This is a genomic window from Microbulbifer sp. MKSA007, assembly GCA_032615215.1.
In the GTDB taxonomy this organism is placed as follows: Bacteria; Pseudomonadota; Gammaproteobacteria; order Pseudomonadales; family Cellvibrionaceae; genus Microbulbifer.
The window spans coordinates 4,783,408-4,807,730 of sequence record CP128433.1 but is presented as its reverse complement, the minus strand read 5'-3'; the positions used below and the strand labels follow the sequence as shown (position 1 = coordinate 4,807,730).

The 24,323-nt window shown below is 48.1% G+C and carries 16 protein-coding genes; 5 read left to right on the top strand and 11 right to left on the bottom strand.

From position 1 onward, the window contains the following. Positions 1 to 130: 130 nt before the first annotated feature. Both QT397_24290 and QT397_24285 read left to right on the top strand, forming a co-directional pair. A complete protein-coding gene (locus tag QT397_24290) occupies positions 131 to 2,998 on the top strand; it encodes a TonB-dependent receptor (protein WNZ55927.1) in 2,868 nt (955 codons plus the stop codon). 132 nt (positions 2,999 to 3,130) lie between these two features. Then, positions 3,131 to 4,642 (top strand): tryptophan 7-halogenase, encoded by a 1,512-nt coding sequence (locus QT397_24285; protein ID WNZ55926.1) that lies wholly within the window; start codon positions 3,131 to 3,133, stop codon positions 4,640 to 4,642. A 90-nt stretch (positions 4,643 to 4,732) separates the two neighbouring features. On the opposite strand, the gene QT397_24280 is transcribed toward QT397_24285, so the two are convergent. The 6 genes from QT397_24280 to QT397_24255 form a co-directional block, all read right to left on the bottom strand. Next, positions 4,733 to 5,032: a hypothetical protein gene (locus tag QT397_24280; GenBank protein ID WNZ55925.1), complete on the bottom strand. Its 300-nt coding sequence runs from the start codon at positions 5,030 to 5,032 to the stop codon at positions 4,733 to 4,735. Between the two features lie 31 nt (positions 5,033 to 5,063). Continuing rightward, positions 5,064 to 6,983, bottom strand: a complete 1,920-nt coding sequence (locus QT397_24275) for a VCBS domain-containing protein (protein ID WNZ55924.1) — start codon at positions 6,981 to 6,983, stop codon at positions 5,064 to 5,066. Between the two features lie 287 nt (positions 6,984 to 7,270). Beyond that, positions 7,271 to 9,442: a hypothetical protein gene (locus QT397_24270; protein ID WNZ55923.1), complete on the bottom strand. Its 2,172-nt coding sequence runs from the start codon at positions 9,440 to 9,442 to the stop codon at positions 7,271 to 7,273. A gap of 3 nt (positions 9,443 to 9,445) precedes the next feature. Then, positions 9,446 to 11,443, bottom strand: coding sequence for a DUF3857 domain-containing protein (locus QT397_24265; GenBank protein WNZ55922.1), 1,998 nt, complete (start codon positions 11,441 to 11,443; stop codon positions 9,446 to 9,448). 398 nt (positions 11,444 to 11,841) lie between these two features. Beyond that, a complete protein-coding gene (locus QT397_24260; protein ID WNZ55921.1) occupies positions 11,842 to 12,474 on the bottom strand; it encodes a DUF3014 domain-containing protein in 633 nt (210 codons plus the stop codon). After that, complete coding sequence (locus tag QT397_24255) at positions 12,413 to 12,688, bottom strand: hypothetical protein (protein ID WNZ55920.1); 276 nt, start codon at positions 12,686 to 12,688, stop codon at positions 12,413 to 12,415. The genes QT397_24260 and QT397_24255 overlap by 62 nt, the downstream gene beginning before the upstream one ends. A gap of 270 nt (positions 12,689 to 12,958) precedes the next feature. On the opposite strand from QT397_24255, the gene QT397_24250 reads away from it, so the two are divergent. Then, complete coding sequence (locus QT397_24250; protein ID WNZ55919.1) at positions 12,959 to 14,605, top strand: alpha-amylase family glycosyl hydrolase; 1,647 nt, start codon at positions 12,959 to 12,961, stop codon at positions 14,603 to 14,605. Positions 14,606 to 14,672: 67 nt separating this feature from the next. Here the strand turns inward: QT397_24250 and QT397_24245 are convergent, their stop codons facing one another. From QT397_24245 to QT397_24235, 3 genes are all read right to left on the bottom strand, one after another. Further along, on the bottom strand, positions 14,673 to 15,524 hold the full coding sequence (locus QT397_24245; GenBank protein WNZ55918.1) for a universal stress protein: 852 nt from the start codon (positions 15,522 to 15,524) through the stop codon (positions 14,673 to 14,675). 471 nt (positions 15,525 to 15,995) lie between these two features. Then, a complete protein-coding gene (locus tag QT397_24240; protein WNZ55917.1) occupies positions 15,996 to 16,535 on the bottom strand; it encodes a hypothetical protein in 540 nt (179 codons plus the stop codon). A 761-nt stretch (positions 16,536 to 17,296) separates the two neighbouring features. Then, positions 17,297 to 17,626, bottom strand: a complete 330-nt coding sequence (locus QT397_24235) for a hypothetical protein (GenBank protein ID WNZ55916.1) — start codon at positions 17,624 to 17,626, stop codon at positions 17,297 to 17,299. Between the two features lie 249 nt (positions 17,627 to 17,875). On the opposite strand from QT397_24235, the gene QT397_24230 reads away from it, so the two are divergent. Continuing rightward, a complete protein-coding gene (locus tag QT397_24230) occupies positions 17,876 to 18,034 on the top strand; it encodes an ADP-ribosylglycohydrolase family protein (GenBank protein WNZ55915.1) in 159 nt (52 codons plus the stop codon). A gap of 898 nt (positions 18,035 to 18,932) precedes the next feature. Next, the gene (locus QT397_24225; GenBank protein ID WNZ55914.1) at positions 18,933 to 21,485 is read left to right on the top strand and encodes an alpha-amylase family glycosyl hydrolase; all 2,553 of its coding nucleotides are present in this window, start codon (positions 18,933 to 18,935) and stop codon (positions 21,483 to 21,485) included. Positions 21,486 to 21,532: 47 nt separating this feature from the next. On the opposite strand, the gene QT397_24220 is transcribed toward QT397_24225, so the two are convergent. Both QT397_24220 and QT397_24215 read right to left on the bottom strand, forming a co-directional pair. Beyond that, positions 21,533 to 22,165: a hypothetical protein gene (locus QT397_24220; GenBank protein WNZ55913.1), complete on the bottom strand. Its 633-nt coding sequence runs from the start codon at positions 22,163 to 22,165 to the stop codon at positions 21,533 to 21,535. A 215-nt stretch (positions 22,166 to 22,380) separates the two neighbouring features. Then, positions 22,381 to 24,294 (bottom strand): alpha-amylase family glycosyl hydrolase, encoded by a 1,914-nt coding sequence (locus QT397_24215; protein WNZ55912.1) that lies wholly within the window; start codon positions 24,292 to 24,294, stop codon positions 22,381 to 22,383. Positions 24,295 to 24,323: the final 29 nt, after the last annotated feature.

Below are 24,323 nucleotides of genomic sequence, written 5' to 3'. Positions count from 1 at the left end.
CGTGTATTAAATTACACCTGTGATTGATCTCACACTTTTTCCCGTCTCCTCCCCCTCGGGGGAGGATGTTATGGATTAGGGGCCGCCCTAGGATGCAGGGTCTCAACATAACGATAAGTCCAGGGAGAAGATGATGAGTCTATCCAATAAAGGTAAAGGGGCGCTCAGACCCACTTTGCTATCTGCTGCCATCGCGGCCTCCGTGTCCACCTCGGTTGGGGCCTATGCGCAGGAGCAGGAAACACTGGAAGAAGTAACAGTTACCGGTATTCGCACCAGCGTTTTGGACTCCGTTGAAGCCAAGCGCGCCGCCGATGTTGTGGCCGATGTGGTAGATGCGGGCGCTCTGTCATCTCTTCCCGACCAATCAATCGCCGATGCCCTGGGTCGTCTGCCCGGCGTAACCACCGTGCGATCCAACGGTCAGTCCTCACAGCTAAATATCCGCGGTATGAACGGCGACTTCCTGCAAACCACCCTGAATGGTCGCGAGCAGGCCTCTACCAGTGGTTATACCGAAAGTACTCGCTGGATGTCTTTTGACCAGTACCCAGCTGAGCTGATTAATCAGGCAGCGGTCTACAAGACTCCGAAAGCCTCTCATATTGAAGGTGGTGTAGCGGGCTCTGTAGAGCTGAAAACAGCCAATCCTCTCGACGCCGACAAAGAACACAACTTTAATGCCAATGTGCGTATGTCGTATAACGATGCAGCAGACGACGTCGGTGCCGACGAATTCGGTGAGCGCGTCACCCTATCGTACATGGGTAAATTTATGGATGACAAGGTGGGCGTAGCCCTGGGTTATTCTCACCTTGAGCAGCCGAACAGCTTTGTAAAGTCCCGCACGGGTGCAGACGGCCAAATCGGTTATGAGCCAGGGAACGATTTCGATGGTGATGGCAGTGAAGATGCTTTACCGCGAGCGTTCCAGTGGCAATCCGGTGATGGTACCGATACTCGTAATGGTTACCTGGCCAGCGTCGTTTTCGAGCCTACCGATAGCTTCAAGGCCCAGTTAGATTATTTTAAGTCTGACTTTGAGCGTGTTGATACTCGCCACGGTATTACGGTTGGTGGCCTGGCCAATACAAACTTTTACACCCTTTCCGATACCGAAGTGAATGGCGGTGTGGTTACCGATGGTACGGTAATTATTACCGACCCTAAGACAACTGATGATTCCAGCCCCTGGTTTGAATCCCGCTCTGAGGATCAATCCACCCAGGCGGACAGCGATAGTATTGGTCTAAACCTGGAGTGGAATTTAGGTGATCGCCACACCCTGGCCGTTGACTACTCCTACAGTAAGGGCACCAAGACGCGCAAGGACCAGATTGTGTCCATGCACGCTTACGACCTGACCTACGATGACGATGGTAACTTAGATACCTGGGAGGAAGCTGCTGGGCAGAGCTTTGCCTATTCCCTCAATGGCGATGGTATTCCCTCAGGCGTTTTCTCCGGTGTAGATTTTACCGATCTGGATACCATGCGTTTGTCGCGCTACGAAGAATACCCTCACGAGTACACCGATAAGGTTGAAGCCTTCAAGTTCGATTACAAGTTCGATTTGGAGTGGCGAGCCATTGCCTCTATTGAGGCAGGATTCCGTGTCTCTGAGCGCACTTTTGACTCTGAGCGTGGAGCCTTCCTTTACGGTAGCCGCGATGGCCAATTCAATGGCTACTGTGCGGATAACCTGTCCGACATCGATTGTGAGCCGCAACTACTGGACGGCTATGTCAGTGTTGAATCCACCAGCGGGATACCACAGTTCGTAGTCAACGATATGGATGCCCTGGCTTCCAGTATTTTTGGAGCCGGTAACTACGAAGGTAAAAAGGTATTTAGCCAGGACTGGACTTTCGTTGAGTCCGGGACGATGAAAGAGGAAGTCTTTGCCTACTACCTGATGGCCAATATCGATACTCAGCTGGGGAGCATTCCAGTAACTGGTAATTTCGGTGTACGGGTTGTTGAAACCGATGTGAAGTCCAGTGGTATCCAAAATGTGGGAGCTGGCAATGGTATCGAAATTACTGATGACGTGGGTGTAACTTCAGATAGCTTCGACTATGTTGAGTACGGCCCCGAATACACAGACACCTTGCCTTCCCTTAACTTGAACTTTGAGCTGACCGAGCAGGACTACATTCGCTTTGCTGCAGCTAAAGTGATGGGTCGTCCACCGGTTGGGCAGCTGAAAGGCGGCGCTGGTTCCTGGAACAGCGTTAATAACGAAACGAACGATACTGAATACAATGTATGGACCAAAGGTTCTCCCTACCTCGATCCTTTCCGTGCAAACCAGTTTGACCTGGCTTATGAGCACTATTTTGAAGATGGCGGTGCGGTAACTGCAGCCATTTTCTGGAAAGATATCGAAAGCCTGGTAGAAAAGCAGTATATCTACCTGGATAGCCAGGCAGATCGAACGGCGCTGTTTGATTCCCTGGGCATTGAAATTCCCGTTGGTCTGGAAGCCGGCGCTTTCGAAACTTACGTGAACAACGACAAGGGTGGTTATATTCGAGGCATTGAGCTTGCGGGTACCAAAACCTTTGATCAGTTGCCGGGTATTTGGGCTGGCTTGGGTATGACCGCCAGCTATTCATATACTGAGAGTGAAACCGAAGTGAGTGGCGGTAACCTCTATGGTGAAAACCTGCCGTTGCCGGGCCTCTCTGAAAATGTCTGGAGCACTACAGTATTCTGGGACATCGGTAATTTCAGCTCCCACGTCAATGTTCGCTATCGGGATGAATTTATCCTGATTATGCCGATACCGGGAGGCTCTACTCCGGCCTTAGCTGAGGCGTACACTACCGTTGATGCTCAGATATCCTATGCATTTGATAATGGTATCGATGTGGTTTTCTCAGCGAACAATCTTACTGATGAGGCTGATGTGAAATCATATGGAGTAGATGGTGTCCTCGGTGAATATACTGAGTTTGGGCGTCAGTTTTACCTCGGCTTGAACTATAGCTACTAAGTATCACTGGTTCTTTCGGTGTAAACCGAAGATGTGATAAAAGACCGCCCGCTGAGCTACGCTTGCCGGGCGGTTTTTTTAAATATTAAAGGGCCCGACAATAAGTGCGGTGCCGAATTTTTGAGGGTCGCCATGAGCAATCAACGCAAAAAAATAATTATTCTTGGCGGGGGTACCGCTGGCTGGATAACCGCCAATCTGATGGCGACCCATTGGCAGAATAAAGGGTTTGAAATCACCCTAGTGGAATCACCGGATATTGGGATTATCGGTGTGGGGGAGGGATCAACTCCGCCACTAAAGGGTTTTATGGAGACTATAGGAGTTAGCGAATCGGAGTGGATGCCTGCTTGTAACGCTACTTACAAGGTCGGTATTACCTTTAGGGATTGGTCGGTCAAACCGGGCTTTACCGAGTATGTTCATCCCTTTGTCGGCCAGCCGGACCAATTTACTATTCCGGCATTTTTTCATAATAGTTACCTGCGCAGGAAAGGCGTTGACTTGGAGGGGCACCCGGACCACTTCTTTCTGGCCACTGAGATGATTCGGCAAAAATTATCTCCAGTCGCGCCGGAAAACTTCCCTTTTGAAATTGCCTATGGCTACCATTTTGATTCTGGTTTATTGGGCCAGTTCCTGCGTCGTGTTGCAGAACAGAAAGGCGTTCGCTATAAGGTGGCGACAGTGGCTGGCGCCATGCTCGATGCACAGGGGAATATTGATCACCTGAAAACTACTGATGGTGAGGTTCTTAAAGCGGATCTGTATGTGGATAGTTCCGGCTTTCGTGGAAGTCTTATACAACAATCCCTGAAGGTTCCTTTTATTAGTAGCGCTGAGAGTCTGTTTAACGATTCTGCGGTTGTATTTGCTACAGATCAGGAGAAAGAGTATGCACCGCATACTATTTCTACTGCGATGAAATATGGCTGGGCCTGGAAAATCCCACTGACTAATCGCAATGGCAACGGCTACGTTTACAGCTCTCGCTTTGTCGACGATGACAAGGCAGAAACGGAATTTCGCGCTCACTTGGGGTTGTTGGACAGTGATGTCGAGGCGCGTAGATTAAATTTCAAGGTGGGACGGGTTGCCCAACACTGGGCCAAGAACTGCCTGGCGGTGGGGCTCTCCCAAGGCTTTATTGAGCCTTTGGAGGCAACGGCGCTTGATATGGTTCAGGAGACTGTTGTGCGCTTTATAGAGGCCTATAACAATGGTGATCATACTGATAAATATAGAGATGACTTTAATAATCGTATCAGCGCTCGTTTTGATGCGGTGCGGGACTATATCGTCTGTCACTACCGTATTAGTTCGAGAACAGATACGGATTATTGGATTGCCAATGGCACTAATGAAAAGATATCTCCCTCCCTGCGTTCAATCTTGATGTCTTGGATGGCAGGCAAGAATATTACTGATGAACTACTGGATCAAAAACTGGATGTCTATTTCCCGAATGTATCCTGGAATTGCCTGTTGACTGGCAAGGGAATTTACCCGGGACAGGAACAGTTGCGTCCAGGTAATGAGTTTGCACACAAATATAAACTGGAAGAAATCAAGGATTTTAACCGCCGCTGTGCTCTGAACTTTATGCCACACATGGATCAGTTAAATCAATTAAGGGTGGGGTAGAAGAAAATCTGGAATAGTGCTCGGATTATCTCTGAGTACTATTCCACTTTAATCAGATAGGGAGGTAAATCGTTTTTAATTAATAAATGACTATTCGCTATCCTTTACTTCTATTTTCTCTGACTCTTTTATACGTAGTATGTGCTTTTCTCCACGCTCACCACGAATTTTAACTCGATCTCCAGATTTCATACCTTTGAGCTTGGCCTCATCGGCATCCAGGAAAAAGTAGCGGCCAGTCTGCTCATCTTTCAGGGAAAACTTACGCTCGGATTTTCCCGTTTCAAAATCTTCAGAGATAATTTCTTCCAAGGTGCCAGTTACAATCTCCTCTGCTTGTACAAACAGGGAGAAGCTCAATGCAAACGCTATTAGAATGAACTTTTTCATAGTATTTATCCTACGGTAACGGATTTACAGTCTAATCACTGTAACTGACTAAGATAGTGGCCGACTGTTTGTCTGAGGCCACAGATTGAAACTCAATGGTTAAGCCAATATTTGAGTCGGTAAAGCTATCTCCTGGCTCCTTGAGTTCTGCTACATGGTTAAAGAGTCTATTATCGAGATAATGAACAGATACTGAATTTTCCATATGAGACGATGGGTTCAGTATGTCATGGCCTACATGGTAGTTCACGTAGTAGTAGTCTTCTCCATTCTGACTACCCGCACTCTCAACTTTCAGCTGCTGGGGCAGGTTTCCTGAGAGCTCTCCCGCAGTCAGCTCAATAGCCTCAACCTCCACCTCTTCGGTGCTGCCGGCGTTCTGGGTTACCGTTTGGGTATATTCGGGGAATAAATCATACCAGCCCATGTACTCTCGGTGACCACTGCCAAATAAGCGCGAAGTCCAGGCATTCCCCATAAAGCTCCCATCTGTTCCATACTCGCTTTCGCCACTATCGAAGGTATCGCCATCGTTGTTGTCATCATTGCCGGCATGGCTGAGTCCAATATTGTGGCCAAGTTCATGGCCCATTATTATCTGGTCTGTATAAGCGGTAACGATGCTCCACTTACCACCAACAGAGGCGACACCAGCCCCAACCAGCCCAGCACTCTTGGCCTTTGGCGGGTAGATGTAAACACGGTGGCGCCAGTCGCTTAGGTTGATAGGGTTGTTATTGTTATCAACTAAATTGGTTTCCGCCCATTCTGTTGCATTGTCACGCCAAGTGTATCCTCCGTCTGTATATTCTCCTCCCTGGCTGGAGCGGGCTGCCGCATCGTCAACACTTAAAGTGCCACCGTCTTGGTTATCTGGGATGTTGTAAATGATACAGTCAATGGAGCTGTCTTCATTGCTACCTTCTCCATAGCAGTAATGCTCCAGGGAGCTGTCGCTGATGCGATGGCGCAGGAATTTTAGTTGTCCCAATGAATTCTTTAGGTAGGTATTATCGAGAGAGTCTTCATCGTTAAAGACCATATCTGCAATATCAGAGATATCAGTGGTATCTGTAGGTACAGCATCAGAGAAGTTCATGAAAATGAATACGATACTGCTTTCATCAGGCTCTAAAGTGACGACAGAGAAGGTAATCGATTGAGTAGTGCCATCGCTAAGTTGGAATGAAATGGTATCTTCTGTCGTTTCACCATTTTTTAAACTGTCTGCAGAATTATTCAGGCTGTATTCCCAATCTCCGTTGCTGTATAACTTGAAATCGCCGTAGGATCCGCTAAGAGTTTCCTCGACAAACTCCGGAGTATTGCCATCGACATCCTCCAAAAGGAATGTTCCTGAAGAAAATTCCTTACCTTCAACAATCAAAGTGGCCAGTGGGCTGGCGGGGTTGAACGTGTAGGCATCGTCGTAACCGGTTATGGAAATGGATATAGTGGCTTCTGAATCACTGGAGCCGATACCAATATTAAATGCGTCGGTCACTAATTCTGAGCCAGCAATTGGATCGGATAGTTCACTGTCCAAGGTATAGGTCCAGCTGCCATCGCTGGATATTTTAAGCTCTCCGTAAGTCCCTTGAAAATTTCCGGATTCAAAGGTTTGATTGCTGTTTGAGTTATCGACTAGTTGCCCTGAAACCGTTGTCTCGACATCTTCACTGACGCTGCCGTTGTCACCGCTTATGCTAGGGGAATCATCGCCGTCGTCGTCATCCGAATCTGAACTGTCATCATCATCAGAGCTGGAGCTGTCATCATCAGAGCCAGTATTGCCATCGTCATCATCGCCGTCAGAGTTTGCCCCTGAATCGCTATCGCTGCTTACTGGAGTGCCGTCAGGTTCGTTGTCATCGGAGCTTCCGCCCCCACCGCAAGCAGTAAGAAATACAGATAAACTGATAGCCGTGAGTAACTTCAGTGAATAGGTCATATCGCCTCGATAGATCCGTTAAACCAAATGTAATTGGCGCGGAGTATAAAGAGCTGTCAGTCATATTCTGTGATGGCTGGCTTGCTTTTGAGGCTGATCTTTTGCTTGAGCAAAAAATGGTGCTATCGGTCGCACCTAGAAATTTTTGTCAATAAAAATAAAGAAAATAGGTCGGAAAATAGTTGAGGATTTTAAGGTAGGAAAAAGAGTGGTTTGGGATCCTGTTGGCAAAATAAAGTTGAACGCGGTCAACTATTCGCTGTGAATAGTCGACCGCAAAAATAATCTTATTCTGCAGGGAGTCCACTCAGAAACTGTTTTAAGTGTGAGACATTGCACTCTTCGGTGTCAGCGCAGTTTTCCAGGATTTTTTTCAATTGTTGGTCGTCACTCTGTTCAGTAGCTAATTTCAAATAGTAACGTACCTGATCAAGGTTTTTTCCTGGATTATCGTCTTGACTATAGGCCTCAGCAATTTTCAGTGAAGCTATGCCGTGCCCTCTCTTTGAGGCTTCCTCGTAGAGTGACATTGCTCGATCTAGATCAACTTCTACACCAAGCCCCTGTTCATACATACGGGCTTGGTTAAAGTATCCATACTTTGAATTTTGATTCGCTGCCTGCTCGAACCAATGAAGAGCCTCGGGATAGTTGTTGAAAGAATCACTACCGGAGTCCAAATATATGAGCCCCAGCTTATTCATAGCGCTTGCTAATCCCCTCTCTGCTGCTTGAGTGTAATAATAGATTGCCTGTTCCAGGTCCTTTTCTACTCCGTTACCTGCCTCGTAGAGTCCGGCCAACCTGGCACTGGAGTTGGCTGAGCCTTCCGCAGCTGCGAGCCTATAAAGTTGTGCTGCATGGGTCGGGTTTTGTTCCACTCCATAACCATTTTCGGCGGAGTAACCCATATTGGTAATACACTCCAGGTGGCCGGCCCGTCCACACAATAAATACCAGGCATAGGCAATATCGGCGTTGGCATTTGCAATAATATTCTTGGAATGCAGGATCCCCATTTTTAATTGTGCAGGAAGATGATTGCGATATGCCGCAGCTTGATAGTCCCTGATAGATTGATTGATATTAACCGGTTGGCCATGGGCGCCTAGTTGTGTGATACGCCCTCTCTCAAAGAGTGCGGCGGGGTTTCCTGCAATTGCAGCCTCATTGAGAAGCGCCATGCCTTTACTAGTTTCTTTTTTCTTCTCCAGCAGGTAGCTGGCATAAAAAAACTGGGCTGGGGAAAAGCCGTTACCGGAAGCTTTTTGAATAAGCTGTTCAAATTGATAGTAATCATTCTGTTCAAGGTAACCAATAGCCTGGGTAAAGTGGGCTACGGGGTAACCTTTATTAGCGCTGGCTTGCAAGAATTGTGTAGCACCGGATTCATTAGCTGAGTTAAATTCCTCTGACGCAAAAAGGGAGTAGAGTTCATACTCCGCCTGGCCTTTCTTCAAGTGTTGTTCGGCACTGGAGAGTAGTGAAGTTGCTAATTCTTTATCCGGATCAATTCCCAGGCCCATAAAGGCTATATAGGCTAGGTAAACCTTCGCCTCTTCGAGCCCCAGATCCGCAGCAGCAACAAATAATTGTGCGCACTCGTTAACTGCAAATTTTTCAGTTTTGCCACTCAGACACAGCCGCCCTAAACTGATATTGGCGGAAATGGATCCCATAACAATAGCGTCCAGATAAGCCTGTTCAGCCTGTGGATACTGCCCCTCCGCATGAAACACAATGCCTTCGGCGTGTCGAGCGGCATAATCTGTAGAGGCTAGTACCTGGATCACATCTGTATAGAGCTGATCTGATGTGCCGGCAAATGGATACCGGATCGCGAGCAGTCGGTGTAGAAAGCGGGCATTATCGAAGTAGATTTTCGATACCTGATAGCCGCCTACTTCCTTTACGTTATAAACGCGGTATATAGCATTGCGACTATTTGCAAATTCAAAATAGCTATCAATAATTTCATAGCCGGATATGGTGAGCAGGTCTTCTGCATCTGCCCAGCTCCCGACCTCAAAGGCACTGTAGCTATACTCACCACTGCGTCCGGAGAGGATACCAGTAGCAATAAATTCAAACAGGTTTTTATGGTAGTTGGCTGCTTCTAACTGTCCCACAGACTCATAGCATTCTGCAGCGCTGAGATGGGGCGTTAGTGACAGGATGTTGTTGTTTGTTACGGCCTTCCAGTCCACGGCTTCACAAGACTTATCCCCAGATTCAATCGCGGATAGCTCCGCCTGGTAGCGCTCTCTGGCCGCGATATTATTCAGGGGTTGCTGAGACTCAAGATAGGCAACCCAGAAATCCTCATAAGCAACTGTATCTGGAGCGCTAGCAACTTGTTCGGTTAGCCGCCTTATTTCACTATCGCCGGGTTCGATGGAAGTGTGGGCCGCACAAGAGGCCAGTAAGTAAATAACGGGGGCAAAAAGGAATTTTTTCATTATTTACTTCCTGATCAGTGACTTAACCAGGTTTTTCATTGCCTTGCTGGTTTCCTGAGTATTCGAATTATCGCCCTTGGCCCAGAACTGATATTGAAGTGCTTCATCCAGTTTATCGAGTTGCTCCATATACTCGGCAATATCCGTATTGCGGACATGGTCCGCTTTGGATTTAAAGGCGTAGTTCACCGAGATGTTATTGCCAATATGATCGGAGGTTCTGGAGAAGGTGAACCAGGGATTGTCTATCTGTAGATCCTGGGATTCCTCTCTCCATAAAACCTCTCCAGTAATTTTGGCTACTGCTTTGTGGTTGATATCCACAGGATGTGCCAGCGCTAATGGGCTCTGGCGAATACGCTTCTGGGGGCTGGTAATATAAGAGGCGATACTGGAGCCATACAGTGAGAAAATCTTCCGAGCAGAGTTCAACTCGGCAAAATCACTGATCTCATATAGCTCCGATACCTGAAGTACATTTTCACCCCGATTGTCCTGGTGCTTGATATTGGATGTGATTTCAATACCGGGGTAGTAAGTTGCCATAAAGTTTGCGTAATTACTCTTTATGTATTCAGAGTCTGCTGACTGGAAAAATTGACGCATCTGCTCCGCTTTGAGAGCGCTGTAGGTGGACTCAACAGTTAGCCCTGCGGTATTGGCACCGGCATTGATTTCAAAATTTTCGGTGACATCCAGTTGCAGAGTGCCGTTGGCGGGATAAATCGTGGTTACTTGTTTTAATGCTCGGGTTCCCTTTCGAATGGGGAGTGCCAATTCATAATCAAAGAAGCCTTTGCTCTTGATATTGGAGCCCTGTCCGGAAGCGGTGCCGTCAACCCAATAATCTTGTCCATTGAGCTCAATGACGCTGATTACATGATCAAATGAACTGGGAGAGGGGATATCATTGGCAAGGTCACGACCGCGTCCTGAAGACACTAAAGCGGGGTAAGAGTTAACCCCCAGGTGAGACAACATGGCGGTTATTAATATGGCCTTGTCTTTACAGTCGCCATAGCGCTTATCCAAAGTCTCTCTCGGCGTTCGCGGTTGGTGTGAGTTGATTCCAAACTCGATCCCAAAGTAGCGAATATCCTCCTGAACGTAGGCAATAGCCTTGCTGACAGCTCCCTCAAGGCCTTCCTCTGCACGCCATTGATCCAATTGCCGGGTGAGTTCCTGTGGCAGGGAGAGGTCAATATCGTAGAGTGTCATTGCCCAGTCGTTTACTTCAGCCCAACTGTTATAGCCTGAATATTGGATGTAGTTGAATGGGTCATGCCAGTGAGGGTATTCCCCTTCCTGAAGTATCGGAGACACCTGCTTCAGGTCCAGTGTGTACTGGTAAGTGTCGTTATTGCGGGTAACGTTCACCGGTACTTTTTCATTGTTAAAACGGTAATTGAGCTTGTTGTCACTGGTAATTTTTACATAGCGCCTGTCGATGGCATCCGGCCATGACAAGTAGAAAGTACCAAAATCCCCGCGTTCAAAAATAGGATTGCTTCCCTCGAGTGTATAAGCGTAGGAGATTTTGTCACCGGGTCGGATATCCTCAAGAATGTAAAGCGCATTCCACATTTCAGAGTAGAGTTTGCTGGACAGCTCCTGCTCAGACTGGAATAACTTGAAGTCCTGTTTGTCCAGGCGATCAATCACTTGATCATTGCGGGTTACGGTAATTTCGTGAACGACCAGCTGCTGGAACGCGGGGTAAAAACTAATGTTCAGTTCCGATACCTGTTTAACCCCCTGCTGATTGAGGGGCTCCATCACCAGCTGAAAATAGTATTGGTGTTGTTCGTTCGTATGGGATATCTGGGAGTTACTCAGGTGATACCTAACACTGCCTTCGGGTGCAGTGACACTACTCGAGAGATCGACGGCATCCACCCAAGTGGGTGTTGGGGCTATGTTAATTTCAGGGGTAGCCTGGGCCAGCGACACAGCAAATAAGAGAGTCACAGCCAGAATTTGGCCGAAGGAACGATATTTCAAAATGAGCCTCGATTGTTATCTACAGCCTATACCGGCGGAGACAGAATAGATCTTGGGTGGGGAGTAAGCAGAAGGGGCACGCAGGGCACCCTACGATTGATTCGCTCCTGTTGAACCCTGGATCTTTCCCTATAGGGCAGTGCCTGTTGCCGTTTGGCAGCGGCGCTCCGTTACCGCTTGGTGTTGGGATCGTTTAGTGAACAGCCGGTAATATACCCCAATGGCTATGGGCTGAGTATCGGATGGGTATGACCGCTGGCGTTTTGAATAAGTTTTTCGGAGGTTCAAATTGATGAAGGCAGGGTTTGTTGTGTCCAGGCGATAAAGTGGTTAAAAAACAACCGAATCTTGAAGGTGGGAGGCCACCCAGCTTGTAAGCTGAGTGACCTGAGATCTGCTTATTGGGTTTGCTCCTGAACGGGCATTTCTTCGAGCTTAGCCTTTATCTCTTTCAGCTTTTCCTTAACTCGGGCTGCATTGTCGGGGCCCATGCGGATCATCAGCTTTTGTATTCCAGGGAGTTTTTCCAGTTTTGGATCGGCAAATTTGTAATACACCGACGGGCGTATCAATTGAATAGGGCCTTCAACATCTGGCGCTGCCAGTACATTGTCGATTGCTCCAATCACCACCTGGTGGAATGACTTGTTGCGAATCCCCAGCTCGCCGTAGGCCTGGGCTAAACGGGGGTACCAGTATTGATACAAGGTGATGATTGCATCAGTGTTAGCCAGTGCGAACAATCGTACTGGTTGGTCGTAACGGCGATAGTTCTCCGGGGATAGCTGGTAGCCTTCAGCGGATGACCCGGTAACGATGATGGGGCCGCGAATGGTTTTCAGCGGGCGATGCTTGTGAATCAGCTCACCACGGGATGCTGCGTTGGCAGCGGCCACCCATTTACGTATTACTTCGTCGGGTACCAGCCAGCGGGACAGGGCTCCGTCGGGTGCCAATGACATTAACTCGTCATATGCGGCCTTGTCGCTCTCGTTCAGGGGGAGGCGGCTCTCTGCCGGGCTCCTCTTCAATGACCGGCTCCTCGGGCGGTTGGGCTGGTTCCTGGCTCTCAGGTTGTGCCAGGGCTTCCGGCTCGGGAGCAGTTTGGGGTTCTTCGACAACACCGATGGTGGGAATTTCTTTTTTCTTTTCCTCGCCGGTCCAGAGCCAATAGGCTGCTGCAGCGACAACGACCACCACAATAATGCCGATGATCCACCCTTGCCTAGATTGTTGTTCCGACATTCCCTGCCTCCTTTGACTGCTAACAGAATGTGACGCTTGGACCACGACAAAGCGCTGCGGTTTCTCGCGATCTGCTGGTTTTACATTACTCTGCAAAAGCGCCGCTCGCAAAATAGTTTTACTATGGGGTAATTGCACAACCTTATCGCCGGTCTTATACCCTGCGCAGCACCTACGCCCCCGCGCGGGAGGATGTTTGATTTACTGGGCCTATTAGAGTGGCCTGGGGAGCTTCTGAATAATTCTGAGCGGCGAATAAAAGAGAGAACAATGGGAAAATTCACCAGCTTATTGATTGGCCTGATGCTGGGTGGTGTACAAGCTGCCGTGGCTGCAGAGCCGGTAGATCCTTTTTGGCGCAATGCGACAGTCTATTTTATGTTGCCGGACCGTTTTAATAACGGCGATAGCAGCAATGACTTCCCCTACGGCCGCAAAGACGATGCGGCATACCTGCGTGGCTTTGAGGGAGGGGATCTGCGCGGCGTTATCGAGAAAATTGAAGCGGGGTATTTTAATGATCTTGGAGTCGATGCTGTCTGGATGGCCCCGGTGATTGAGAACATCCATGGCTACAATGAGTCCGATAAACGCACCTACGCTTTCCATGGCTACTGGCCTAAGGACTGGACTGCCGTAGATGCCAACTTTGGTACTGAAGCAGACCTGGCGGAATTGATTGAGGTAGCTCACAGCCAGGGGATTCGCGTATTGCTGGATGTAATTCTCAATCACACCGGGCCAGTCACTGAACAGGATTCCAGATGGCCCTCGAGTTGGCTGCGTAATAGCCAGCAATGCGATTGGTCTGACTATGCCGGCAATGTTGAGTGTGCAATTCACGCGAACCTGACGGATATCCTCACGGAGAGCGAGAAAGATGTCGAGTTGCCGCCACAACTGGTGGCAAAGTGGAAAAAAGAAGGCCGCCTGCAGCAAGAGCATCGTGAACTGGATGCCTTTTTCGAGCGCACTGGCTATCCCCGCGCCCCCAAATATTACCTGATCAAGTGGTTAACCGACTGGGTGCGTGAATACGGTGTCGATGGTTTTCGTGTGGACACCGTCAAACACGTAGAGCCACAAGCCTGGGCAATACTGAAAAACGAAGCGGATATAGCCCTGGCGGAGTGGAAGGCTGAGAATCCAAAGAAGAAATTGGACGATCGCAATTTCTTTATGGTGGGTGAGGTTTACCATTTCGGCGTTAACAACTTTGGTCCCAGTGTTGGTCGCTCTTACGATTATAGCGACCGGAAAGTGGACTTTTATCAGTACGGTTTTGACAGTCTGATTAACTTCGATTTTGCCCAGGTTGCGGGCAAGCCAGCGGAGGATATTTTCTCCAGCTATTCCTCCTCCTTGAACAGTGGTGAACTAAAAGGGCTCGGTGTCCTGAATTATCTAGGCTCCCACGATGACCATCACTCATTTGACCGCGAGCGTCAGCACACACTGAGTGCCGCAAGTAAACTGATGTTGGCGCCCGGTGCAGTGCAGATATATTACGGTGATGAACTGGCGCGCCCCATGATTGATGATCGCGCATTTGGCGACGCCTCTATGCGCACCAATATGAACTGGGATGACTTGGAAAAGCCGGAAACCCGTGCATTGCTGGCTCATTGGCAGAAGCTTGGGCAGTTTCGGCGATCGCACCCGGCAGTAGGCGCTGGTGTACACCAGAAGCTGGAGGATAAGCCTTATACATTCTCCCGCACCTTATCTGGTGAGCAGCCGGTAGTTGTGGCGATGGAACTGTCCGGGGGTGAGAAGAGCGTATCAGTTAAAGGTGTGTTTGCCGATGGTATCGAACTGACCGATTACTACTCGGGTAAGCGAGCCAAAGTTGAGGATGGCAGGGTGAATTTCGATACAGAGGGAACTCTGCTACTGCTATCTGCTAAATCGCAGTAAATCCAAAAAAGAAAGCCCCTGCAGATAGCACTGCTGGGGCTTTCAGCATCCTTGAAAATGGGATGACTTAATCGTTATCCATCGTTGTTGTAGTGAACTGGTTACATACCATCACATCAACGTCTAACTGGCCAATTACACGCTCGGCAGTATTGCCACGCAGGAATGAACCGGTCTCGCCATACTGATTCATGGTTCCCATCACGACCAGGTCTGCATCGATCTCACGGGCCACATCCTCAACAACATCACTGGTATAGCCGCGCTTTACGTGAATGCGATGGGTGGGGACACCGGTTTTATCGGCAAGCTTGGCCAAAGCACCGCGATCTGGGTAGAGCATGGAATCCAGGAAGGCGTTTACGAGGTGTAGCTCTGCTCCGTAATGACCTGCGATATAGGTCGCGCGTTCGCTGATCTGGCGATTGAGCTCGCGCTGCTCGAGGGTTTTTGCCTGGTAGTTAACGGTAGCCAATACAACTTTGCGCTCATCCTTGGCGCCGGGGCGAATCAATACCACTGGGCAGCGCGCTGTTTTCAGGACTCGCCATTTGGATTCGGCGAAGGTAAAGCGACGGCTGCTCTTCGCGTGTACTGGTAGGTAGATCATTTCTGCGTTGCAACGCTTTGATTCCTGCACGATGGCCGCCTGCCAATCACTGGACCAGCAAACAGTGATCTCACAGGAAAGACCAGCTTCTGAGATGGGTTCACGAATTTGTTCACGGAACCACGACTCATCGCGAAATAGGTGGTCGTTAACTGCACGGGTATCCACCGCTTCACCATCAACTGCGACGAATACAGCCAGTCGCGGCTGAGGATTGCGTCCACGTGAAGTGATCAGGGCTCGCTCCAGAGCTACATGCTTCTCATCGTTAGGGTCCACTACAACGAATACGGTGCTTTGCTGCTCCATTTTTTCTCCTCAACTAAGCGTGTTACTGGCCAGTGCGACCTGCAGTTGACCAAGAGGTCTAATCTATCATGATGGGGTGGTCAGCCCGAGTACCTGACTGTCCCATTTGTCGAATTTGGCGCCTATCTCATCGAATAATTTTGTTGCGCATAATGGCGAAGTTGGGGGTGGGGGTATTGAGGTAGATCAAGTTTATAGGTAGCGCGTGCAAGCCCTACCACAACCAAAATGCGGGTGACCAGAATTCAAAATGTATTCTTGCCTGGTAGCGTTATTGAGAGCTGGTTGGAGTATGTTGGGATTGGAATTACTTAGAGAGTGGGGGGCTAACTACAACACCATAAGTAACTATCGGCTACAGGCTCTTTGAGTTAAGCCGTGATCGGTTCTTTTAGTCTTTCCCAAAGAAACTTACTCGGTGAAGAGGGAGCGCGCACTATACGCGCGTCCCTAGTGCTCAATTCGTAAGGTTTAGACTTCCCGATACTGGTCAATGAGCGCTTTGATATTTTTCTTAAGTACAGCGCCAATATCTCCACCTGCACCGCCCACGGACAGATCACTATCGGCGTGAGCCTTGTATTTAACATCACCGGTTTCGGAGTCCTTAACAGTCAGGACAGAGTCAACGCCTCCCTTTCCTGCGCCAAAGCCAACAGCCCAGCGCAATGCGCGATTTCCGTATTGAACCTTCACATCAAGATCAACGAGCAAAGTCTTGCCTTCAGCTTCATCTAAGGAATTGACGAGTTGATAATCGCTCTCTCTGGCAAATTCCTCGAGTTCACTGCGGGTATGGAGCTCCCAACTTTTCATTTTTTCCTGTAGGGCACTATTGTTTTTGGCTGCACTTTCATTTGAGTACACCCTTACGTCTTGTATTAATATATTTTTATAGTCTTCAAAACTTTGCGCTTGAACGTCTGTTTTTACGTGTGCGACACCACATCCGTATAAAGCTAAAAGTGTCACTGCAAGGCAAAATACCTTTATCCCTTTGAAAAATTTCATCCTTTTCCCCTTAATTTGAATATAAAAGCTGAAGCTTCACAGTAGGGATCGAGCCCTAGCTGTCTATTTCAGTTACCGGCTGAGCGGTTTTATAGTTAGTGCAGATGGAATGAACTACATGTTCACTGCCCGGTAAGTTTACAAGGAAAATACATTACTTTCTCTACTGATAAGGTGAGATCACACTTGAATGAAGCTATGGTGCCAAGTTGTAAGGTAATTTCCTTCAGATACACTATGCCAAAACTTGAGCCTGCAGTCTGAGGAACTAATCAAAATTATCTACCGCAATAGCTTAGATGCATAGCAGGTTTTGTATGGCAGATTGCCACATCTGCTGTAGGAGGTAGGTAGATAAACTAAGTGATTTGGGTGTTTAAGTGACAAATTGAAGTGTTTTTAGAAAGTTTCTATGTTTAACGCCCGCTCCTTTTGCTAGCGACTTGTAGAGAGTCCAAAACGCAAAACGTGTATTTGTACCGTCGCTTGTTATACGTATTTTTAGCTACTGACTAAACTGACACAAATCTAGTCTCTGAGTATTGAGGTAACCACATTGTGTACCTAAAACGTAGTTAGACGAAATGTAAGTCCTGAAATGTCGAAGAGGAGTAGTTCATTGACTAGTTATATGCTATTTATCAATTAGCAATTTCTTTATTCATTCTACTTGGCTCATAACGCGCTATAAAAGGTTTAAGCGTTACAGAGAAACTGCGAAGTGAAGCTCCAGCCCTGTCGGAGTGACTTTCATTAATTTATTATGAATTTTCGATATTCCAGTTGTCTACGACATTTGAGTAGATTAATTCTCTAATGCTAATTATTAACGTCGATATACCCAGGGCTAGCGCACCTATACCCAGTTTGAAAGTGTAGTCGCATAGCGAACTAGATAACTCGGCTAGCCGGAAGCAGTTTAACTTTTCGCTTAGCACCATTTCATCTTGTGCAACAGTAAATACGCCTTTGCAAAAATCTTTAATATCAAAATGAGCACAAGAAGATGCAGCACCGAGAGCGTACCATGCAACAAATCCAGATAATAAGGCAAGTGAAAGAAAAGTTACTTGCCGCTTGCTAAATTTCAATTACTGCCTCCATTTACACTTGTCGAACAGTCGAGTAATTTCTTGTAAGCCCAGCGCACATAATGCAGGATTATGTCGATTTTCTCGATATCCTGGATGCAATATTACTCTAGACTACGGTAAACAAGGCATTACTACAGCTATAACGGAGCTGTGTAAACATCCAAATCATATGGAGACGCTATAGCTATAGAGTTGGCTGAAGAGCTTGCTCGTGGAGATAGACCTTGAGGTCGGGCGATTGAACAGGTGGGGGAAGGTTGGGTGGCTGAAGAGGCTCTTGTTATTTCAGTTTACTGTGCCCTTAAAGCTCCAAGCTTCAAAGAAGCGTTGCTGATGGCTGTTAATCACGATGGCGATTTAGATTCTACAGGCTCTATTAGCGGAATCCTGATTGGTGCCAATTAGGGTGTGGGTGCAATTCTTGCAAACTGGTTGGCTCAACTTGAGCTATCTGATGAGATATCAGAAATAGGTCAGGATCTACTGGAGTTTCGAGATTGGCCTGTAAGTGAGTTTGATGAACACTGCGATTATGCTCATGGAATAACTAAGAAATATCTGGGGTATTAATTTCTATCTATCTAGAGTCATCGCTAAGAAGTGCTCACATACCGTCATTACTTCAAGCATTTAAAGCTAGAGTTGTGAGTGATTCTGTTTTCCCGTCTGTTTAAATTTTGGTCTTAAAAGCCAAATTCTCTTCGCTATTTAGACCTGTAGCACAAATATCTACTACGCCCCCTATAGGGAGGATGTGCTCTCAAGCACTGATTATTAGCCTTCCAAATGCCCGAATAGTTGTAATTTCGGGTTTGCAGTAGCACAGGAGGTGCATATTACCGCTGCTGTTCGGTATCTGTTCACACACTACCGGTTTATTGATGCCTTTGGTGGTCTGTGGATATCTCAGGATGAGTGATCAATTGGTCGGGTATTGAAATCCAGCGGTTTAGATACTGCGTAGTTGGGGTTTCCAAATATCCGGCTTGAATTGCAAAAAATAATAAATGGTCACCTGTGATGATAAGCCTGAACTTTTCTTCGCCGCTTGCGGTGCTTCCCACAGATTCTTTTCTTGAGCGAATGCCTATTGGTTGTGTCGCCTGAGGAGAATATTTCTAGCCCCTACTGTGGGGCGAATGCAATCCAAGTATTTGCAAGTGCCTGGGAAAAGGTGTGCTTATAAGTTGACCCTACTTATGTAGAAATGGAGAACCATTAATCATTGGTAGGCAACTGCCTCCGGGGTTCTCTTTATACAAAAAAGATAACGACTACAGATGAGAGAAAAAGGAAAGCTAAAATGAAAAAACAATTTCCGTTAAAAGGGCTTCTGGGAGGCGCGAGTATCGTACTCGGAGCCATTTCCAGTACCCATGCCAGCGCAGGTACAGCCTTTGTACACCTGTTTGAATGGAGCTGGAATGATATCGCCAGTGAATGTGAGGAGTTCCTGGGGCCGAAAGGTTTTGATGCGGTGCAGATCTCCCCGCCCCATGAACATATCAGCCACTCCACCTGGTGGGCGCGCTACCAGCCGGTTTCCTACACTAACCTGACCAGCCGCAGCGGTACTGAGGCTGAGTTACAGAGCATGATCAGCCGCTGTAATGCGGCGGGTGTAAAAGTCTACGCAGATGTAGTCATCAACCATACGGCGGCCTGGAATGGTGGAGGCACGGGTTGGGGTGGCACCGAGTGGACACTGTTGAATCACCCCGGTGAGTTTTCCTCTTGGGATTATCACTCCGATTGCACTATTGATAACTATAGCGATGCAAATAATGTCTGGAATTGCCGCTTGAGTGGACTTCCAGATTTGGATACTGGTTCCAGTTATGTTCAGCAGACCCTGGCCGATTACCTAAATAAATTACAGGGTATGGGCGTTGATGGTTTCCGTGTAGATGCGGTTAAGCATATGTCTCCCAGCGATATGTACAGCATCATGAGTAAAGCTGGTAATCCCTGGATCTTTTCTGAAGTTATCGGCGCAGCTGGCGAAGCCTCTGAAATCCAGCCATCAAATTATACATTCCTGGGCCGTGTGACTGAATTTAAGTACGGCACTGATGTAGCGAGTAATTTTAACGGACAAATTAAAAACCTCGCCAGTATTGGCGAGAGTTGGGGACTTTTATCTTCCAGCGATGCAGTTCACTTTATTGACAACCACGATCGTGAACGTGGCCACGGGGGTGGCGGTAACCTGACCTATCACGATGGCTACAAGTATAACCTGGCCAATGTTTTTATGTTGGCACACCCCTATGGCTATCCGAAGGTAATGTCAGGTTATGACTTTACCGATACGGATATTGGTCCCCCCAATACTGGTCCGGAGAGTTGTGAAAACAACGAATGGGTATGTCAGCACCGATGGGGCAATATTGCCAATATGGTGGGTTTCCGTAACTACACCGACGGCACCAGTATGGAAAATTGGTGGGATAACGGAGATAACCAGATTGCCTTTGGACGCGGTGATAAAGGCTATGTCGTTATCAATAACGAGGGCAACTCTCTCAGCCAGACACTGTATACAGGCCTTCCTGCTGGGGACTACTGCAATGTCCTGGCGGGAGATGATGAGTGCAGCGGCGACGTTATTTCCGTAGGCAGCAATGGCTATGCAACTTTCAATGTTGCAGCTTATTCCGCTGCTGCCATTCACGGTGGGCAGCTATCTGGTCCCTGTGGTGATGAATGTTCTGGTACAGGTTTCCCCAGCCTTTATTTCCGTGGCACAGCAAATAATTGGGAAGCGACGGCTTTTGAATTGGTAGCAGATAATACCTGGCAATTGGTGGTTAATTTTGATGGCCAGGCGGACCAACGCTTTAAGTTGGATATCTATGGTGACTGGGCCGAAAATTACGGTGACGATGGTGCTGATGGCACGCTGGATCAAACCGGAGAAGATATCTATACCTCTGTAACCGGTAACTACTTAATTGAAGTAAATGATGAGACTCTGGCCTATTCGATCACCGAGGTCTCTTCCCAGCAAGCACCCACTGCAAGTGTGACTCCAGTATCCAGCACAATAGAAGTCAATCAGAGTGTCACCCTGGATGCCAGCAGCTCTACTGATAGCGACGGTAGTGTGATTTCCTATAGCTGGAGCAGTGGTGGTAGTTCTTCCTCGAAAACTTTGAGCTTCGCCAGTGCGGGCACTTATACCGAGACAGTCACTGTTACTGACAACGATGGCTTAACCGATAGTGCTACGGCAACCATTACCGTGACTGATCCCAATGCTGGTTATGCTCAAAACTTTACGGCATTAAATTTCCGCGGTACGCCCAATAGCTGGGGCACTCAGGCGATGACCCTCGTTGCAGATAATACCTGGCGTGCCACTGTGGTGTTTGATGGCAGCAGTAACCAGCGCTTTAAGTTTGATGTCAGCAGTGACTGGGCTGAAAACTACGGGGATAACAATGCGGACGGCTCTCTGGAGCAGGGTGGGGATGATATCTACACCGATGTATCAGGTACCTATATTGTTGAGGTTAATGATGAAACCCTGAGCTACAGCCTGACCTGTGCAGACTGTGGTAGTTACGCATCCAACTTTTCCTCACTTTATTTCCGTGGCACACCAAATAGTTGGGGTGCTGATGCTATGGAATTAGTGGCCGACAACACCTGGGAAATCCAGGTAAATTTTGATGGTCAATCGCAGCAGCGTTTCAAGTTCGATGTTAATGCTGACTGGAGTGAAAACTACGGCGATAGCGACTCCGATGGCGACTTGGAGCAGGGTGGGTCTGATATCTACACTTCTGTAAGCGGAAGCTACAAGGTGCAGGTGAATGATCAAACCATGATTTATAGTGTGATTGCACTGTAATTGATAAGAGCCTGCAGGCCAGGAAGTTGGTCTGCAGGCTTCTTTAGTTATTTATTTTCTTTAGCCAGCAGTGCTTGTTGTAACGCCTGCAATTTTGCAATCTCTTCTTGATTTAACTCTGGGTTCGATTCACAACGAGGATCGGTTTTTTGCAGTAAGGCCAGTATTTCTTTTGTCAGTGGTATGGGTTCACAGCCGTGTCCGGTCTCGCAAATTAAATCCCACTGCGGTTTGGCCTGGACATGACAGGCAAAGCAGTTACCTCCAAAACGGTTAACTACATCAACAAAACCTCGCTTACGGATTTTGCTGCCTTCCTCAGAAACATCCAGTTCAAAAAACTCCCAATCTTTAGTGGCGGGGTTAAAGCCTTTTTGGTGTTTGACCATCACTTCCCCGGGTACTAACTGGACCACTGATCCAGGAGGATAAACACCTCCAGTGCTGGAGTTTGCGACCTCTAGAGTCCCATCCAGATCTCCCAGTAAATTATCCACATAAAACCCCCGCACCTTGGTCATATCTCGGATGCAGTTAAAAGTCTCGTTTGTCACCTGGATAGGTGCTTCGCTCTGTTCAGCCTTGTTAGTTTCAGCCATTGCAGGAAGTGCTACTGATGCTAAAAGTGCAGCCAAAATTAGGTTTAGTAGTGAAAAATAGCGGCTATGTTGTCGGTTCATAATGTCCCCTTGCATATCAATTTCGGCTTTTATTTAAATTGTGCACAATATAATTGTGAGCAATATACATGGAGTAGTGTTTATGTCAAGCGAGTTACCTGATGAGTATGGTTAGGAATTGTCGGGATTATGTTGTGAGAAAGGGGGTAGGGTGGGTATAAATTGCTGTGCTTAAGCGCTCTTGGAGGGGAGTAATCCCCTCCAGGGCTGAGTGGCTATTTCTGGGGGGCAGTGGATATTGCAAAGATATGGCTTTCGTAGGGGGCCAACTGGATCTTTGTGGAGGCTTGGTCTTTTTCCAAGATAAGGTTTGCCACCTTATTGGATATCTGGCTTTCAGCCAGGTAGCTGCCCGGTTGTAGTTTCCAGGCCTCTAGAAGTGCTGTAGGCAACTGAAAATCAAACTCCACTGCCCTGTTATCGAAGTTGGCGATTACCAACAATTTTTCATGTTCGTTCCAGCGGGCAAAGGAAAATTGTTTTTCCCCATAGCCTGAGTTTTGCTTGCGGTTGTAGCTGTGCAAGTCCAGGTAATCGCCAAGTAAGGCCGGGCTCTGTTTGGAGAAATTAAGCAGGCGTTGGTAGAAGCTGCGCAGCTCTTTTTCTTCTTTTGTCAGCAGTGCAGTGTCAAAAGCGCCCTCATTGTTCCAGCGGCGCACACTGGGTACTGACCAGTAGTCGAAAATGGTGGTGCGGCTGGCTTTGCCGAAGCCGGTATCTTTGTTGGCGGGTTCTCCTAACTCCTGGCCAAAGTAAACCAAGGTAGGGGCTGGAGAGAGCGTGGCAGACACCAGCATTGCAGGTTTGCCTGCCTCTGGGTTGCCAGAAAATTGTGCGCTGGCAATACGCTGCTCGTCGTGGTTCTCCATAAAGCGCAACATATGAGAGGAAATATCTACCAGGCTTGCCTGTACCTCTGCGATTTTATCTGCGCTGCCCTTGTTCTCCATGACCGCACGAATAGCATCGTAAGTACCGACTTTATCGTAGAGATAATCCATTTTGCCCAGCTGCAGATAATCCCGATAGCGCTCTGGAGTATAGATTTCGGCAAGTAGCAGTGTGTTGGGGTTGCGCATTTTGATGGAGGAATTCAGGTAGCTCCAGAATTCTACCGGCACCATACCGGCCATATCATAGCGGAATCCGTCCACGCCAAAGTCCAGCCAGTAGTGGGCGATATCGCGGAATTTTTTCCAGGTATCCGGGACTTTCTTGTCTGCCCAAAACTGGGCGTGGGCCCGGTAGTCGCGCTCGGCATACTCCTGGGGTAGCTCAGAAAAGTTCTTGCTGTTATCGGGGCGAACGCCAAAATTAATTTTGACGGTTTCATACCAGTCGTGCATGGCAGGTTGTGCACTGCGCGCGCCGTTACCGGTCCATTTGGCTGGACTTTCTATAAATTGCCCATCGACAAGGTCATTTGCCTCGCCATTGAGAGGCTGATAACTGTCTTCTGCAACGGGCACGCGGAAGTCTTCGCCCACCACATAGTAGAAATTGTTGTTGCGGGCATAGGTGACCTGGGTGTTGTCGCCAGCTCCAAAATCCTGCACGCCTTGGGGCTTATCGAGAGAATGATAGGCGCGGGCTACATGGTTAGGCACTATATCGATAATTACTTTCAGGCCGGCCGCGTGGCTGCGTTCCACCAGTGCGCGGAATTCCTGTAATCGCTCTGCTGGGTTATTGGCCAGGTCTGGGTTTACGCTGTAGTAATCCTTGATGGCATAGGGAGAGCCGGCGCGGCCTTTGACCACATCTGGATCATCGTTACTGATACCGTATTCGGTGTAGTCGCCGACGAGCGCGTGGTGCAGGGCGCCGGTGTACCAGATATGGGTGGCGCCCATCGCGTGGATTTCATTCAGTGCTTTTGGGGTAAAGTCGGAGAACTTGCCCACACCATTCTCTTCGAGTGTGCCCCAGGGTTTGTTGGTACTGTTAGTGTTGCCAAATAAGCGCGGTAGCACTTGGTAGATAACGGCTTTTTTCTCCGCAACTTTTTCAGCGGGTTGTAATTCTTCCGGGCTGCTATCCTGGCTGCAGCCGGCAGTGCCGAATAGAGCAGCACCCAGTAGGGAAGCCGAAAGGAGTTTGGCAATAAACAGGGAATGTAACTTCTTCATTGTTTCCTGATGACTTTAAATTTTTTTGT